The sequence below is a fragment of the Pseudomonas sp. B7 genome (genome assembly GCF_016735645.1).
GTDB classification, from domain to species: domain Bacteria; phylum Pseudomonadota; class Gammaproteobacteria; order Pseudomonadales; family Pseudomonadaceae; genus Aquipseudomonas; species Aquipseudomonas glycinae.
On record NZ_JAERRE010000002.1, the window covers coordinates 721,549 to 736,307 of the forward strand.

General features: G+C 62.8%; 16 protein-coding genes. 4 read left to right on the forward strand and 12 right to left on the reverse strand.

Annotated elements, in window-relative coordinates; genetic code table 11:
* Positions 1–29: 29 nt before the first annotated feature.
* Positions 30–335, forward strand: coding sequence for a PsiF family protein (locus JKA62_RS08115; RefSeq protein ID WP_011332224.1), 306 nt, complete (start codon positions 30–32; stop codon positions 333–335).
* 348 nt (positions 336–683) lie between these two features.
* Entirely contained in the window at positions 684–1,697 is a 1,014-nt protein-coding gene (locus tag JKA62_RS08120) for an AI-2E family transporter (protein ID WP_011332225.1), read from the forward strand.
* A gap of 48 nt (positions 1,698–1,745) precedes the next feature.
* Here the strand turns inward: JKA62_RS08120 and JKA62_RS08125 are convergent, their stop codons facing one another.
* Complete coding sequence (locus JKA62_RS08125) at positions 1,746–3,020, reverse strand: Hsp70 family protein (RefSeq protein ID WP_011332226.1); 1,275 nt, start codon at positions 3,018–3,020, stop codon at positions 1,746–1,748.
* A gap of 293 nt (positions 3,021–3,313) precedes the next feature.
* Here JKA62_RS08125 and JKA62_RS08130 point away from each other — a divergent pair, with 293 nt between their 5' ends.
* Both JKA62_RS08130 and JKA62_RS08135 read left to right on the forward strand, forming a co-directional pair.
* A complete protein-coding gene (locus tag JKA62_RS08130) occupies positions 3,314–4,264 on the forward strand; it encodes a DnaJ C-terminal domain-containing protein (RefSeq protein ID WP_011332227.1) in 951 nt (316 codons plus the stop codon).
* Positions 4,265–4,287: 23 nt separating this feature from the next.
* Positions 4,288–4,593: a chaperone modulator CbpM gene (locus tag JKA62_RS08135; protein WP_201817254.1), complete on the forward strand. Its 306-nt coding sequence runs from the start codon at positions 4,288–4,290 to the stop codon at positions 4,591–4,593.
* Between the two features lie 9 nt (positions 4,594–4,602).
* On the opposite strand, the gene JKA62_RS08140 is transcribed toward JKA62_RS08135, so the two are convergent.
* From JKA62_RS08140 to urtB, 11 genes are all read right to left on the reverse strand, one after another.
* Positions 4,603–5,730: a sensor histidine kinase gene (locus tag JKA62_RS08140; protein ID WP_011332229.1), complete on the reverse strand. Its 1,128-nt coding sequence runs from the start codon at positions 5,728–5,730 to the stop codon at positions 4,603–4,605.
* Positions 5,731–5,886: 156 nt separating this feature from the next.
* Positions 5,887–7,587, reverse strand: coding sequence for an urease subunit alpha (ureC, locus tag JKA62_RS08145; RefSeq protein WP_085685440.1), 1,701 nt, complete (start codon positions 7,585–7,587; stop codon positions 5,887–5,889).
* 155 nt (positions 7,588–7,742) lie between these two features.
* On the reverse strand, positions 7,743–8,048 hold the full coding sequence (locus tag JKA62_RS08150; RefSeq protein WP_201817269.1) for an urease subunit beta: 306 nt from the start codon (positions 8,046–8,048) through the stop codon (positions 7,743–7,745).
* On the reverse strand, positions 8,048–8,581 hold the full coding sequence (locus tag JKA62_RS08155; RefSeq protein ID WP_201817272.1) for a GNAT family N-acetyltransferase: 534 nt from the start codon (positions 8,579–8,581) through the stop codon (positions 8,048–8,050). Before JKA62_RS08155 ends, JKA62_RS08150 begins: the two co-directional genes overlap by 1 nt.
* Positions 8,582–8,586: 5 nt before the next feature.
* Positions 8,587–9,120: a GNAT family N-acetyltransferase gene (locus tag JKA62_RS08160; RefSeq protein ID WP_201817274.1), complete on the reverse strand. Its 534-nt coding sequence runs from the start codon at positions 9,118–9,120 to the stop codon at positions 8,587–8,589.
* Between the two features lie 9 nt (positions 9,121–9,129).
* Positions 9,130–9,432, reverse strand: coding sequence for an urease subunit gamma (ureA, locus tag JKA62_RS08165; protein WP_011332234.1), 303 nt, complete (start codon positions 9,430–9,432; stop codon positions 9,130–9,132).
* Positions 9,433–9,465: 33 nt separating this feature from the next.
* Positions 9,466–10,305, reverse strand: a complete 840-nt coding sequence (locus JKA62_RS08170; protein ID WP_011332235.1) for an urease accessory protein UreD — start codon at positions 10,303–10,305, stop codon at positions 9,466–9,468.
* 30 nt (positions 10,306–10,335) lie between these two features.
* Complete coding sequence (gene urtE / locus JKA62_RS08175) at positions 10,336–11,034, reverse strand: urea ABC transporter ATP-binding subunit UrtE (RefSeq protein ID WP_011332236.1); 699 nt, start codon at positions 11,032–11,034, stop codon at positions 10,336–10,338.
* A 137-nt stretch (positions 11,035–11,171) separates the two neighbouring features.
* The gene (gene urtD / locus JKA62_RS08180) at positions 11,172–12,041 is read right to left on the reverse strand and encodes an urea ABC transporter ATP-binding protein UrtD (protein ID WP_007950599.1); all 870 of its coding nucleotides are present in this window, start codon (positions 12,039–12,041) and stop codon (positions 11,172–11,174) included.
* Positions 12,038–13,117 (reverse strand): urea ABC transporter permease subunit UrtC, encoded by a 1,080-nt coding sequence (gene urtC / locus JKA62_RS08185; protein WP_011332237.1) that lies wholly within the window; start codon positions 13,115–13,117, stop codon positions 12,038–12,040. The genes urtD and urtC overlap by 4 nt, the downstream gene beginning before the upstream one ends.
* Positions 13,117–14,619, reverse strand: coding sequence for an urea ABC transporter permease subunit UrtB (gene urtB / locus JKA62_RS08190; RefSeq protein WP_011332238.1), 1,503 nt, complete (start codon positions 14,617–14,619; stop codon positions 13,117–13,119). Before urtB ends, urtC begins: the two co-directional genes overlap by 1 nt.
* Positions 14,620–14,759 lie beyond the last annotated feature (140 nt).

Here is a 14,759-nt window from a genome sequence, read left to right on the forward strand (position 1 = left end):
CATCGAGGCGGCGCCAAGGAGAAAACTCCATGAAGATGTTGCGTGTCCCTTTGTTGATGATCGGTCTGCTGCTGTGCTCCCAGGGTTTCGCCGCCACGGCGCAACAGAACAAAATGACCACCTGCAACGCCGACGCCACGGCCAAGAGCCTCAAGGGCGACGAGCGCAAAGCCTTCATGAGCACCTGCCTCAAGGCAGCTCCGGCGGCCAACGACGCCAAGGCCCTGACCCCGCAGCAACAGAAAATGAAAACCTGCAACGCCGATGCGGCCACCAAGGCGCTGACGGGTGATGCGCGCAAGACGTTCATGAGTGATTGCCTGAAGAAAAAATAAAGCGGGTTTGAGTGGTGACCGGCAGATGTGTCCGGCTTGGGATCCAGGCCCTCACCCTGACCCTCTCCCAGAGGGAGAGGGGACCGATTCGGGGATGGCTGGTTTTTGCGCCGACCTGAACGTGCGGCGCTGAATCCGGAATCGACCAGGTCTTTCAGGTTACGGGAGTTCTCTAAATCTACTCGGTCAGTTCCCTCTCCCTACGGGCGGTCCGACGTTTCGGGAGGGCTAGGGTGAGGGGTGGTTCTCAAGCCGAGCCCCAAACCTACAAACACCGCATATCCCTAGTGCTCCCCAAGGATCGCTGGCAGACTGCCAATCCTTTTACGCCGTTCGTTTTGAGGCTGTATGCCAACGTTTTCTGAGCGTCATGTTGTGTTCTGGGTCAGTTGCATCATCATTTTCGGCGGTCTGTTGCTGGTGTTGCCATTGCGTTTGCTGCCCAGTCTGCTGGCCGGGTTGCTGGTGTTCGAACTGGTCAACATGCTCACCCCGCAACTGCAGCGGCTGATCGAAGGCCGCCGCGCGCGCTGGCTGGCGGTGGCGCTGCTGGGCACGCTGGTGGTGAGTGTGCTGACGCTGATCTTCGCTGGCGCCATCAGTTTCCTGCTGCATGAGGCGGAAAACCCTGGCGCTTCCCTCGACAAATTCATGGGCGTGGTCGACCGAGCGCGTGGACAGTTGCCGCCGTTCATCGACGCCTACCTGCCGGCCAGCGCTGCCGAATTCCGGGTGGCCATCGGTGAATGGGCGAGCAAGCATTTGTCCGAACTGCAACTGGTGGGCAAGGACGCGGCGCATATGTTCGTGACCTTGCTGATCGGCATGGTGCTGGGCGCGATCATCGCCTTGCAGCGCGTGCCGGACGTCACCAAGCGCAAGCCGCTGGCGGCCGCACTGTTCGATCGTCTGCACCTGCTGGTTCAGGCGTTTCGCAACATTGTGTTCGCGCAGATCAAGATTTCCCTGCTCAACACCTTCTTCACCGGGATCTTCCTGGCGGTGGTCCTGCCGCTGTTCGGGATCAAGCTGCCGCTGACCAAGACCCTGATCGTGCTGACCTTCCTGCTCGGTCTGCTACCGGTGATCGGCAACCTGATGTCGAACACGCTGATCACTATCGTCGGCCTGTCGCTGTCGATCTGGGTAGCGATTGCGGCGTTGGGTTACCTGATCTTTATCCACAAGCTCGAATACTTTCTCAACGCGCGCATCGTCGGCGGGCAGATCAGTGCCAAGTCCTGGGAGTTGCTGCTGGCAATGCTGGTGTTCGAGGCCGCGTTCGGCCTGCCGGGAGTGGTGGCGGGGCCGATTTATTACGCATATTTGAAGAGTGAGCTGAAGCTGGGCGGGATGGTTTAGAAGCCGCAATGATCGTTCCCGCGCGGAGCGTGGGAACGATCAACTGTGTCAGTTTACTGAGCCGTAACGTTTCATGGCCTCAATCGCCAGACCGCTACCAATGCTGCCAAAAATATTCCCTTCCACATGCCGCGCGTTCGGCAGCATCGCCGAGACGCTGTTGCGCAGTGCCGGAATGCCGCTCGAACCACCGGTGAAGAACACCGTATCGACCTGACCCACCGCCACGTTGGCGTCTGCCAGCAACTGGGTGACGCTGCCGCGCACGCGCTCGAGCTGCGACTCGATCGCCGATTCGAACAGCGCCCGGGTCAGTTCCACGCTCAGGCCCGGCTCGATGCGATCCAGCGGCACATGGCGGCTGTCGTTGTGGGTCAGGTGGATCTTGGTTTCTTCCACTTCCATCGCCAGCCAATGGCCGGCGCGCTGTTCGATCAGCTTGAACAGACGGTCGATGCCGCCCGTGTCTTCGATGTCGTAGCGCATGCTGCCCAGGGCCAGGGTCGATTTCTGCGAGTACACCGAGTTGATGGTGTGCCAGGTCGCCAGGTTCATGTGGTGGCTGGTCGGCATGAACGCGCCGCTTTTCATGCGGCTGCCGTAGCCGAACAGCGGCATCAGGCCTTGCAGGCTCAACTGTTTGTCGAAGTCGGTCCCGCCGATGTGCACGCCGCCGGTGGCGAGGATGTCGTCGTGGCGGTTATCCACACCACGACGCTCGGGCGACAGGCGCACCAGCGAGAAGTCCGACGTACCACCGCCGATGTCGACGATCAGCACCAGTTCTTCCTTTTCGATGGTCGACTCGTAGTCGAAGGCCGCGGCAATCGGCTCGTACTGGAACGACACGTCCTTGAAACCGAGTTTGCGCGCCACTTCCACCAGGGTGTCTTCGGCTTCCTGGTCGGCCAGCGGATCGTCGTCGACGAAGAACACCGGACGGCCCAGCACCACTTGCTCGAACTCACGACCAGCGGCGGCTTCAGCGCGGCTCTTGAGCTGGCCGATGAACAGCCCGAGCAGGTCCTTGAACGGCATTGCGGTGCCGAGAACGCTGGTGTCGTGCTTGATCAGCTTGGAACCCAGCAGGCTCTTGAGCGAGCGCATCAGCCGGCCTTCGTAGCCTTCCAGGTACTCGTGCAGCGCCAGACGGCCGTATACCGGACGGCGCTCTTCGATATTGAAAAAGACCACCGATGGCAGGGTGATCTTGTCGTCTTCCAGCGCGATCATCGTTTCCATGCCGGGGCGTAGCCAGCCGACGGTGGAGTTGGACGTGCCGAAGTCGATGCCGCAGGCACGGGCTGGAGAGGCGTCTTTCATGGTCTTTCGGTTCCGGTCAAAAAAACGGCCGCGCAGTGTATGTCAGTGCGCGTCAGATTCGAAGGCCGGTCATCTGCTATTTCACGACTAAGCTTGCTTGAAACTCGGCGGTTTGCCCCAAACTTGCTGGCATGGGCCGGCAGACATACCGGCGGTCGCAAGAACCGCCGTCCACTGCCGATAAACTTCTGCTGCGCCACCCGGTCACAAACTTGAGATCGGTCAACCCGGCACGCGCGAATAGGCGCATGCTGGGATCGGCGCGAAATCGATAACGGATGGTGATTCCTTCGATGGACTTCAAAGACTATTACAAGATACTCGGCGTGGAGCCGACGGCTGACGACAAGGCAATCAAGGCTGCCTATCGCAAGCTGGCGCGCAAATACCACCCCGATGTCAGCAAGGAAAAGGACGCCGAGGCCAAGTTCAAGGACGCCTCGGAAGCCTACGAAGCGCTGAAAAGCGCCGACAAGCGCGCCGAATACGACGAACTGCGTCGTTATGGTCAGCACGGCCAGCCGTTTCAGGGCCCACCGGGGTGGCAGAGCCGTGGCGGCTTTGGCGGCGGCGGTGGCGACACCGGCGACTTCTCGGACTTCTTCAGTTCGATCTTCGGCAATCGCGGCCCCGGTTTCGGTGGCGGCGCTGGCCGGCAATCCCGCAGCGCCGGACGGCGAGGGCAAGACGTGGAACTGGAACTGCCGATCTTTCTGGAAGAGACGCTTTCGAACGAATCGAAAAAGATCAGCTTCCAGGTGCCGCAATACAACGGTTCGGGCCAGCACGTCAGCAACACCAGCAAGAGTCTGAACGTGAAGATCCCGGCGGGCGTGACCGACGGCGAGCGCATCCGCCTCAAGGGTCAGGGCGCACCGGGCATCGGTGGCGGTGCCAATGGCGATCTGTACCTGACCATCCGTTTCGCGCCGCACCCGAAATTCGACGTCGAAGGCGAAAACCTGATCATCACCTTGCCGCTGGCACCGTGGGAGCTGGCGCTGGGCGCCGAAGTCGCCGTGCCGACCCTGACCGGCAAGATCAATCTCAAGGTACCGGCCGGCAGCCAGAACGGCCAGCGCATGCGTGCCAAGGGCCACGGTCTGCAGAACAAGGCGGGCGAACGCGGTTACCTGTTCGTCCAGCTCAAGGCCGTGATGCCGAAAGCCAACGGCGATGACGTCAAGGCGCTGTGGCAGGAACTGGCGAAGAAGGCCGCCTTCAACCCGCGCGAGAACTTCTGATACTGACGACGGAGTAGCCCATCATGAGCAGCCCCCTGATCGTTCAACTGGACATGGCAGAATTCTGTGAGGCGGCCGACCTGTCGGACGTCTACGTGATCGAAATCGTCGAGCACGGCATCCTCGAACCTCAGGGCACGCAGCCCAGGGAATGGCGCTTCACCGACTACGAACTGGCCCTGGCCAAACGCGCCGCCAAGCTGCGGCGCGATCTTGAGCTGGAGTGGGAGGGCGTCGCCCTGGCGCTGGACCTGCTGGAAGAAGTGCAGGAGCTGCGGGCCGAGAACCGGATGCTCAGGCAGCGCCTGGCGCGGCTGGTGGTCGAATAGTTTCTCTGCTTAAACCTGTCGGGGCAGCATCACGCTGAACAGCGTGCCGTTGGCTGCGCTTGAGCTGACTTCGATCGTCCCGCCATGGGCGGTCACCACTTCCTTGACGATGAACAGGCCCAGACCCAGGCTGGTCGACGGCTGGCCGAGTTCTTCGTCGGCGCTGCGTACCAAGGGGTCGAAAATGGTGCCGATGGCCTCTTCGGAAATGGGGGGGCCGTAATTGTGCACGGTCAGAAGCACCTGCCTGGCTTCCCCCTTCAACGTCACGATCACTTCGCGCGGATCAGAGCCATGCTGCAAGGCATTGCCGATCAGGTTCTGCAGCAGTTGATCGATCCGACCAGCGTCCCAGACACCACGGGTGTCACCCTCGGTGTTCAATGTCGGGTCACTGTCCGGATTGCCGGCGCACGCTTCGGCAATGGCTGCTCGCGCCGCGTCGGCCAGATCCATTGGCGCCGGTTCGATCGGCAGGCTTCTGCCCAGGCGGCTGCGTACCAGTTCCAGCAGGTCGCTGACCATGGCCGCCATGTGCCGCGCGCCCTGTTTGATGTTCAGCGCACAAGTCAGCGCATCGCCTTCCAGCGTGGTTTTGCGCATCAGCAACTCGGTGGACATGCTCACCGCTTGCAGGGGCGCGCGCAGGTCATGGCCGAGAATGGCGAGAAAAATGTCCCGTGAGCGGTTGACCTGTTCGGCATAGGCGGCGGTCGATTCGGCCAGGGCTTCGTCGATGGCTTCGTTGAAGCGGATCATGTCCTGGAAGCAGGTGGTGTCCGGTAATTCGATATGCTCGACCCAGCGTCGGATCACCACGGCGCGCAGGTGGCGAAACTCCGAGGTCATCTGTACCAGATCGAAACCGACGGTGTGGCGCAGCTCGCCATGGCTGGCTCCGGCTTCATCCAGGCTCGGGCTTTTCTCCGGGCCTTCGCCCTTGGCCTTGGCGACCTGTTCGTCGCGGCTTTGCGGTTTGCTCATGTCGCGAGCGGCGGCCCGCAGGATGGCGCTGGCGTGATCGCGCAGACCGGCCGAGTCCAGATGGTCGGCGGGCGGGGTAATGGTAGCGGCAAACTTTTCCCATTCATCGACGATTGCGTCGATATTGGCCAGGATGAACTCGGAAAGACGCATGGGCAGTTCCTGAATAAAGGCGACAGCGAATCGAATATTAGTCCCTTTGGCGAGAAATACACGACCCATTGCCCAGTGGTTTTCCAGCATCACGAAAAAGGCCCCGAGACCGTGCGTCAGGCAGGTGCTCGGGGCCTTTTTTGCGTTTGTCGGTTGTCAGAACAGGAAGTAACGCTGCGCCATCGGCAGGGTTTCGGCCGGTTCACACCAGAGCAGCACGCCATCGGCCTTGACCTGATAGGTCTGCGGGTCGACGTCGATGTTCGGCAGATAGTCGTTGTGGATCAGGTCGGTTTTCTGCACGTCGCGGCAACCTTTGACCACCGCGATTTTCTTCTTCAGGCCCAATGCTTCGGGCAATCCCGACGCCTGCGCCGCCTGACTGATGAAGGTCAGGCTGGTGGCGTGCAGCGAGCCGCCGTAACTGGCGAACATCGGGCGGTAGTGCACCGGTTGCGGGGTCGGGATCGACGCGTTGGCGTCGCCCATCAGGCTCGCGGCGATGGCGCCGCCCTTGAGGATCAGCGTCGGTTTCACGCCGAAGAATGCCGGGCGCCACAGCACCAGATCGGCCCACTTGCCGACTTCCACCGAACCCACTTCATGGCTGATGCCGTGGGTGATCGCCGGGTTGATCGTGTACTTGGCGATGTAGCGTTTGGCGCGGAAGTTGTCGTTGCCTTCGCCGTCCTGCGCGAGCGGGCCGCGCTGCTTTTTCATTTTGTCGGCGGTCTGCCAGGTGCGCGTGATGACTTCGCCGACGCGGCCCATGGCCTGGCTGTCGGAGCTGATCATCGAGAACGCGCCGAGGTCGTGGAGGATGTCTTCGGCGGCAATCGTTTCGCGGCGGATGCGGCTTTCGGCGAACGCCACGTCTTCGGCAATGCTCGGGTCGAGGTGGTGGCAGACCATCAGCATGTCGAGGTGTTCGTCGATGGTGTTGCGGGTGAACGGCCGGGTCGGGTTGGTCGAACTCGGCAGTACGTTGGCGAAACCGCAGGCCTTGATGATGTCCGGCGCGTGGCCGCCACCGGCACCTTCGGTGTGATAGGTGTGGATGGTCCGGCCCTTGAACGCGCCGAGGGTGGTTTCGACGAAACCGGACTCGTTGAGGGTGTCGGTATGGATTGCCACTTGCACGTCGTACTGGTCGGCGACGCTCAGGCAGTTGTCGATGCTCGCCGGGGTGGTGCCCCAGTCTTCGTGCAGCTTGAGGCCGATGGCGCCGGCCTTGACCTGTTCGATCAACGGCTCCGGCAGGCTGGCGTTGCCCTTGCCGGTGAGGCCGATGTTCATCGGGAACGCGTCGGCGGCCTGGAGCATCCGCGCCAGGTGCCACGGCCCCGAAGTGCAGGTCGTTGCATTGGTGCCGGTGGCCGGACCGGTGCCACCACCGATCATGGTGGTGACGCCGCTCATCAGCGCCTCTTCGATCTGCTGCGGGCAAATGAAGTGGATGTGGGTGTCGATGCCGCCGGCGGTGAGGATCATGCCTTCGCCGGCGATCACTTCGCTGCTGGCGCCGATGGCGATGGTCACGCCGGGCTGCACGTCCGGATTGCCGGCCTTGCCGATCGCGGCGATGCGTCCGTCCTTGAGGCCGACGTCGGCTTTGACGATGCCCCAGTGGTCGATGATCAGCGCGTTGGTGATGACGGTGTCGACCACTTCGGCCGCCAGCAACTGGCTCTGGCCCTGGCCGTCGCGGATCACTTTGCCGCCGCCGAATTTCACTTCTTCGCCGTAGGTGGTGAAGTCCTGTTCGACCTCGATCCACAGCTCGGTGTCGGCCAGGCGCACCTTGTCGCCGACGGTGGGGCCGAACATGTCGGCGTAGGCTTGTCTGGAAATCTTCATCTGGCGTCCTTCAGGAAAATAGCGGTGAGCCATCGACCCTCACCCTAACCCTCTCCCAGAGGGAGAGGGGACTGATCGCGGTGGGGCAGTTATCGGTGGTTGGCTCCCTCTCCCCTGGGAGAGGGCTGGGGTGAGGGGCTGCGGTACACGCGGACTCAGAGGTCACCCATGACCCGCCCGGCAAACCCGAACACCCGCCGGTGCCCGGCGTAATCCACCAGTTCTACCTCGCGGCTCTGGCCCGGTTCGAAGCGTACTGCGGTGCCCGCCGGAATGTTCAGGCGCATGCCACGGCTGGCGGCGCGGTCGAAGGTCAGGGCGTCGTTGGTTTCGAAGAAGTGATAATGCGAGCCGACCTGGATCGGTCGGTCGCCGCTGTTCGCCACTTTCAGGCTGACGGTACGGCGACCGACGTTGAGTTCGATCTCGCCGGGCTGGATCCGGTATTCGCCGGGAATCATCAGTTCGCTCCTTGCAGGACTTTGTAATAGAGGGCCGTCGGGCGATAGGTGCCGTTCGGGTCGCAGGCGTAGTCGGGGATTTCCCCGGCGCGGGTGTAACCCAGGGCCTTGTAGAAATCTTCGGCGGGGGAGCCGGCCTCGGTGTCGAGGTAAAGCATGCCGCGCTTGTACTGGCGGGCCGTCAGCTCCAGCGCTTCCATCAATTGCTGACCGAGGCCGCGCCGCCGGGCGTGTTCGCGAACCAGCAGTTTCTGCACTTCGGCGCGGTTCAGGCCGTTGGCCTTCTGGCACAGGCCCAGTTGCACGCTGGCCTGCACCTGTTCGTCCTTGACCACCACCCACAGCAAGACGTTGCCCTTGTTCAGGTTGTCCTGCACTTCATCGAAATAGGCGCGAGCCTGGGTGGCATCCAGATCAGCCATGAAGCCGACGCTGGCGCCATAACCCACGGCGTCCAGCAGCAGCTCGATCAGGCCCTGACGATAGTGCGCAAAACTTTCCGCATTGACGCGTCGCAGTTGGGCGGGGTTCATCGGTGTCACTCCTTGTTGGCGGGCGGCGGCTCCGCGCCAGGATTGAGGGTCAGTTGCATGAACGTCAGGTCGAGCCAGCGGCCGAACTTGGTGCCGACCTGGGGCATCTGCCCGGTGGTGATGAAACCGGCGCGCTCGTGCAGGCGGATCGATGCGGCGTTGCCGCTTTCGATGGCGGCGACCATGACGTGCTTGTCGCAGGTTTTCGCGCGTTCGATCAGCGCGGTCATCAGTTGCGGGCCGAGGCCGTTACCGCGCTGGTCGCTGCGCACGTAGACCGAGTGCTCGACGGTGTGGCGGAAACCGTCGAACGGCCGCCAGTCGCCGAACGAAGCGTAGCCGAGGGTGGTGTTGTCGGCGTTGACGATCACCAGGATCGGATAGCCCTGGGCCTGGCGTGCGCTGAACCACGCCTGACGGTTGCCGAGGTCGACGGCGGATTCGTTCCAGATTGCCGTGGTGTTGAGCACCGCGTCGTTGTAGATGTCGCGGATCGCCGGCAGGTCAGCGTGCAGGGCATCGCGGATGGTGTAGGTCATGGCACGGCCTCAGACGATCGGTTGGTGGACGGTGACCAGTTTGGTGCCGTCGGGAAACGTCGCTTCGACCTGGATCTCCGGGATCATTTCCGGGATGCCTTCCATCACCTGCTCGCGGGTCAGCAGGGTGGTGCCGTAGTGCATCAGCTCGGCCACGGTCTGGCCGTCACGGGCGCCTTCGAGCAGCGCCGCCGAGATGTAGGCCATGGCTTCGGGGTAGTTGAGCTTCACGCCACGGGCCAGTCGCCGCTCGGCCACGAGGCCGGCGGTGAAGATCAGCAGCTTGTCTTTTTCGCGTGGGGTCAGGTCCATCGTTTGAAATCCATTGTCGGCAGTTGAAGAAAATCAGGTGTTCCAGATTCGGGGGGGCAGGGCTTCGCGGCCAAGCAGCGCAGGCCTGAGCAATCGCCACAGATCGATCAGCCACGCCCGCGCCAGCAACGCTTCACTGGCCAGGCAACGGGCGACCAAAAGACCGGGCAATTGCGTCAGATCCCCGCGCACTTCGTGGCCCAGCGAGCGGCAGCGTTCCAGCAATTCAGCATCGATCTCACCGGTCACCAGCAAGGTCGCAAACACCGGATGGCCATCCAGCCCGATCGGCGAATCAAGCAAGCCGTCAGCGCCAACGATGCGCTGGCGCTCATGCCACAACAACCGGCCATCACGGCGAATATCCAGATGTGCCTGGAAATGCCCGAGGTCGAAACGCTCGCCACTGGCCGGCCGCCCGAGGGCTACCACGTCCCAGTAGAACAGCCGCGCATCGCCTTCAAGCTCAATCGATGTCGTGAGTTCAGCCTGGGCGGCGCTGTAGACGATGGTTTCCTGGGGCAGCCATTCCAGTGTCGCGCCATCAGCGACATGCAGGTTCAGTGACTGATAAGCGGGCCCCGCCGCGCGATACCACTTGGCCGCGCCGGGGCTGGTGATCTGTGCCCAGGCGCCTTGTGCGACGCGGGCGCTGATGTCGAGCCGGTCACCGCCGGCAATCCCGCCCGGCGGGTGGACAATGATGTGCTGGCAGACCTCGGGCCCTTCGGCGTACAGATGCTTTTGCACCCGCAGCGGACCGAGGTGGCGACGACGGGTAGGGCGCGTGCAATCGCCGAAGCGGGCATAGGCCAGCTCAAGCTCGGCATGCCAGCTCGGGGTAAACAGGGCAGTCGCAACAGGTAAGTTCATGTTTTCTGATTATCGTTAGGACGCTACAGGTTAGATCGTAACCAGTCCGCGTACACCCTCGCTTTCCATATTTTCTCCACGGCCCTGCTGCACGATCTCGCCCCGGGACATCACCAGGTACTGATCGGCCAGTTCGGCGGCGAAATCGTAAAACTGCTCCACCAGCAGAATCGCCATGTCGCCACGGGCGGCGAGCTTCTTGATTACTGCGCCGATTTCCTTGATCACCGACGGCTGGATGCCTTCGGTGGGTTCGTCGAGGATCAGCAGACGCGGACGGCTGGCCAGTGCACGACCGATGGCCAGCTGTTGTTGCTGTCCGCCGGACAGGTCGCCGCCGCGCCGCTGTTTCATTTGCAGCAGCACCGGGAACAGCTCGTAAATGAACGCGGGAACCTCTTTGGCTTCGCTGCCGGGGAAACGCGACAGGCCCATCAGCAGGTTTTCTTCCACGGTCAGTCGGCCGAAGATCTCCCGGCCCTGGGGCACGTAGGCGATTCCGGCGTGCACCCGTTGATGCGGCTTGTACGTGGTGATCGGTTGGCCTTCCCAGTTCACCGCGCCTTCCTTGGCCGGCAACAGGCCCATCAGGCATTTGAGCAGCGTGGTCTTGCCCACGCCGTTACGGCCGAGCAGGCAGGTCACTTCGCCGACCTTCACGTCGAAGCTCAGACCACGCAGGATGTGGCTACCGCCGTAGTACTGGTGCAGCTTGTCGACTTGCAGCATGTTCAAACTCTCCCCGGTGATCGTTCCCACGCTCTGCGTGGGAATGAATCCCGTGACGCTCCGCGTCACATAACGGCGGACGCGGAGCGTCCATGGCGGCATTCCCACGCAGAGCGTGGGAACGATCCGATTCCTCTTCAGCGACCGAGGTAAACCTCGATCACGCGCTCGTTGTCCTGCACCTGTTCCAGCGACCCCTCGGCCAGCACGCTGCCCTGATGCAACACGGTGACGTGGTCGGCAATCGAGCCGACGAAGCCCATGTCGTGTTCCACCACCATCAGCGAATGCTTGCCCGCCAGCGACTTGAACAGCTCGGCGGTGAACTCGGTTTCGGCGTCGGTCATGCCCGCCACCGGTTCATCGAGCAGCAGCAATTGCGGGTCCTGCATCAGCAACATGCCGATTTCCAGAAACTGTTTCTGTCCGTGGGACAGCAGCCCCGCTGGGCGATTGACCGAGGTGGTCAGGCGAATGGTGTCGAGCACTTCGCTGATCCGGTCTTTCTGCTCGCCGCTCAACTTCGCCCGCAGGCTGGCCCACACTGACTTGTCGGTTTTCTGCGCCAGCTCCAGGTTTTCGAACACGCTCAGCGCTTCGAACACCGTCGGTTTCTGGAACTTGCGACCGATGCCGGCCTGGGCGATCTGCACTTCGCTCATCTGCGTCAGGTCGAGGGTTTCACCGAACCAGGCCTTGCCGTGGCTCGGCCGGGTCTTGCCGGTGATCACGTCCATCAGCGTGGTCTTGCCCGCGCCGTTGGGGCCGATGATGCAGCGCAGTTCGCCGACGCCGATGTACAGGTTCAGATTGTTCAGCGCGCGGAAGCCATCGAAGCTGACGCTGATGTCTTCCAGGGTCAGAATCGTGCCGTGACGGGTGTCGAGGCCCGGACCGACGCGCTGCCCGAGGCCGATCGAGTCGCGGCTGGTGCCTTCGTCCTTGTTCGGTTCCACCGGGAAAAACGCCGGTTCCAGCATGAATTCAGCGCTCGCCGTGACTCTCATGATTCACCTCGTTTCTTCAGCAGACCGATCACGCCCTTGGGCAGGTACAACGTCACGACGATGAACAGCGCGCCGAGGAAGAACAGCCAGTATTCGGGGAACGCCACGGTGAACCAGCTCTTCATGCCGTTGACCACGCCGGCGCCGAGCAGCGGGCCGATCAGCGTGCCGCGCCCGCCAAGGGCCACCCACACGGCGGCTTCGATCGAGTTGGTCGGCGACATTTCACTCGGGTTGATGATCCCCACTTGCGGCACGTATAACGCACCGGCCAGGCCGCACAACACTGCGCTCAAGACCCAGACGAACAGCTTGAAACCGCGCGGATCGTAACCGCAGAACATCAAGCGGTTCTCTGCATCGCGCAACGCGGTCAGCACCCGGCCGAACTTGCTGCGGGCCAGGCGCCAGCCGATGAACAGGCTCGCCACCAGCAGCAGTACCGTCGCCAGAAACAGCACCGCGCGAGTTCCGGGTTCGGTGATGCCGAAGCCGAGGATCGTGCGGAAATTGGTGAAGCCGTTGTTGCCGCCGAAGCCGGTCTCGTTGCGGAAAAACAGCAGCATCCCGGCGAAGGTCAGGGCCTGGGTCATGATCGAGAAATACACGCCCTTGATCCGCGAGCGGAAGGCGAAGAAACCGAACACCAGTGCCAGCAACCCCGGCGCCAACACCACCAGGCACATCGCCCAGAGGAAGCTGCCGGTGCCGCTCCAGTACCACGGCAACTCGGTCCACGACAGGAAGGTCATGAACGCCGGCAGACCATCACCGGCGGCCTGACGCATCAGGTACATGCCCATCGCATAACCGCCGAGGGCGAAGAACAGACCGTGGCCCAGCGACAGCAGGCCGGCATAACCCCAGACCAGATCCAGCGCCAGGGCAACGATGGCGTAGCAGAGAATCTTGCCGACCAGCGTCAGGGTGTAAGCCGAGACATGCAGCGCGCTGTCTGCCGGCAACAGCGACAGCAGCGGCAGGGCGATCAGCAACGCGAGAACGACCACGCCGACGGCGAGGGTGACTTTGGGGCCGGCCTTTTGCGTGGCCGTGACTAGTAGAGGCTGGTTCATCAGTCGATCACCCGTCCTTTCAGTGCGAAGAGGCCTTGCGGACGTTTCTGGATGAACAGAATGATCAGCGCGAGGATCAGGATCTTGCCGAGCACCGCACCGATCTGCGGTTCGAGAATCTTGTTGGCGATGCCCAGGCCGAACGCGGCGAACACGCTGCCGGCCAGTTGGCCGACGCCGCCGAGCACCACCACCAGGAACGAGTCGATGATGTAGCTCTGGCCGAGGTCCGGGCCGACGTTGCCGATCTGGCTCAGCGCCACGCCGCCGAGCCCGGCAATGCCCGAGCCGAGGCCGAAGGCGAGCATGTCGACGCGCCCGGTGGGCACGCCGCAGCAGGCGGCCATGTTGCGGTTCTGGGTGACGGCACGCACGTTCAGACCGAGGCGGGTCTTGTTCAGCAGCAGCCAGGTCAGCACCACCACAAACAAGGCGAAGGCGATGATCACGATGCGGTTGTACGGCAGCACCAGATTCGGCAACACCTGAATCCCGCCGGACAGCCATGCCGGATTTGCCACTTCCACGTTTTGCGCACCGAACACCAGACGCACCAGCTGAATCAGCATCAGGCTGATGCCCCAGGTGGCGAGCAGGGTTTCCAGCGGGCGGCCGTAGAGGTGACGGATCACCGTGCGCTCCAGGGCCATGCCGATGGCGGCCGTGACGAAGAACGCCACCGGCAGCGCAATCAGTGGATAGAACTCGATGGCCTGCGGGGCGTAGCGCTGGAACATCAACTGCACGACGTAGGTCGAGTAGGCGCCGAGCATCAGCATCTCGCCGTGGGCCATGTTGATCACGCCGAGCAGGCCGAAGGTGATCGCCAGGCCGAGTGCCGCGAGCAGCAGAATCGAACCGAGGGACATACCGCTGAACGCCTGGCCGAGCAGTTCGCCGACCAGCAGTTTGCGCTTGACCTGGGCGAGGCTGGTTTCGGCGGCGGTGCGCACGTTGGCATCGGTTTCGATGCCGGGTTCGAGCAAGCCTTCGAGGCGGGTGCGAGCCAGCGGGTCGCCGGTTTCACCGAGCAGACGCACGGCCGCGAGGCGCACCGCCGGGTCAGTGTCGACCAGTTGCAGGTTGGCCAGTGCCAGGCTCAGGGCGGCGTGGACGCTTTCATCGATTTCGCCAGCCAGTTGCCGGTCGAGGAATTTCAGCTGCGCCGGTTTGGCGCTTTTCTGCAATTGCTGCGCGGCAGTCAGACGGGTTTTGGCGTCGGCGGCGAGCAACTGGTGGCTGGCCAGCGCGGTGTCGATCAGACCCCGCAGGCGGTTGTTCAGGCGCAGGGTCTTGGGTTGGCCGTCGACGGTCAGTTCGCCTTGTTGCAGGGCGTTGATCAGTTCGCCACGCGCCGGATCGGGCTGCGCGGCCCAGGCTTCCAGCAGTTTGGCCTGTTGCATCGGGTTGGCGGCGACGAAGTCTTCCGCATCCCCGGCATGGACGGCCATCGGCAGCAAAAGTGCGACGGCCAGGATCAAGCGGTAAAGGGCAGTGGGCATATGAAATGGCCTTGCGTAGTGATCGTTCCCACGCTCCGCGTGGGAATGCAGCCCGGGACGCTCCGCGTCCCAAAAGCGGACGCAGAGCGTCCATTGAGGCATTCCCACGCAGACGGTTCGACGCCTCGACGTGGGAACGA

Bases quoted from the DNA above. Each gene is read 5' to 3' on its own strand.
- JKA62_RS08115 (WP_011332224.1), top strand. From the start codon at position 30: ATGAAGATGTTGCGTGTCCCTTTGTTGATGATCGGTCTGCTGCTGTGC.
- JKA62_RS08120 (WP_011332225.1), top strand. From the start codon at position 684: ATGCCAACGTTTTCTGAGCGTCATGTTGTGTTCTGGGTCAGTTGCATC.
- JKA62_RS08125 (WP_011332226.1), bottom strand. From the start codon at position 3,020: ATGAAAGACGCCTCTCCAGCCCGTGCCTGCGGCATCGACTTCGGCACG.
- JKA62_RS08130 (WP_011332227.1), top strand. From the start codon at position 3,314: ATGGACTTCAAAGACTATTACAAGATACTCGGCGTGGAGCCGACGGCT.
- JKA62_RS08135 (WP_201817254.1), top strand. From the start codon at position 4,288: ATGAGCAGCCCCCTGATCGTTCAACTGGACATGGCAGAATTCTGTGAG.
- JKA62_RS08140 (WP_011332229.1), bottom strand. From the start codon at position 5,730: ATGCGTCTTTCCGAGTTCATCCTGGCCAATATCGACGCAATCGTCGAT.
- ureC (WP_085685440.1), bottom strand. From the start codon at position 7,587: ATGAAGATTTCCAGACAAGCCTACGCCGACATGTTCGGCCCCACCGTC.
- JKA62_RS08150 (WP_201817269.1), bottom strand. From the start codon at position 8,048: ATGATTCCCGGCGAATACCGGATCCAGCCCGGCGAGATCGAACTCAAC.
- JKA62_RS08155 (WP_201817272.1), bottom strand. From the start codon at position 8,581: ATGAACCCCGCCCAACTGCGACGCGTCAATGCGGAAAGTTTTGCGCAC.
- JKA62_RS08160 (WP_201817274.1), bottom strand. From the start codon at position 9,120: ATGACCTACACCATCCGCGATGCCCTGCACGCTGACCTGCCGGCGATC.
- ureA (WP_011332234.1), bottom strand. From the start codon at position 9,432: ATGGACCTGACCCCACGCGAAAAAGACAAGCTGCTGATCTTCACCGCC.
- JKA62_RS08170 (WP_011332235.1), bottom strand. From the start codon at position 10,305: ATGAACTTACCTGTTGCGACTGCCCTGTTTACCCCGAGCTGGCATGCC.
- urtE (WP_011332236.1), bottom strand. From the start codon at position 11,034: ATGCTGCAAGTCGACAAGCTGCACCAGTACTACGGCGGTAGCCACATC.
- urtD (WP_007950599.1), bottom strand. From the start codon at position 12,041: ATGAGAGTCACGGCGAGCGCTGAATTCATGCTGGAACCGGCGTTTTTC.
- urtC (WP_011332237.1), bottom strand. From the start codon at position 13,117: ATGAACCAGCCTCTACTAGTCACGGCCACGCAAAAGGCCGGCCCCAAA.
- urtB (WP_011332238.1), bottom strand. From the start codon at position 14,619: ATGCCCACTGCCCTTTACCGCTTGATCCTGGCCGTCGCACTTTTGCTG.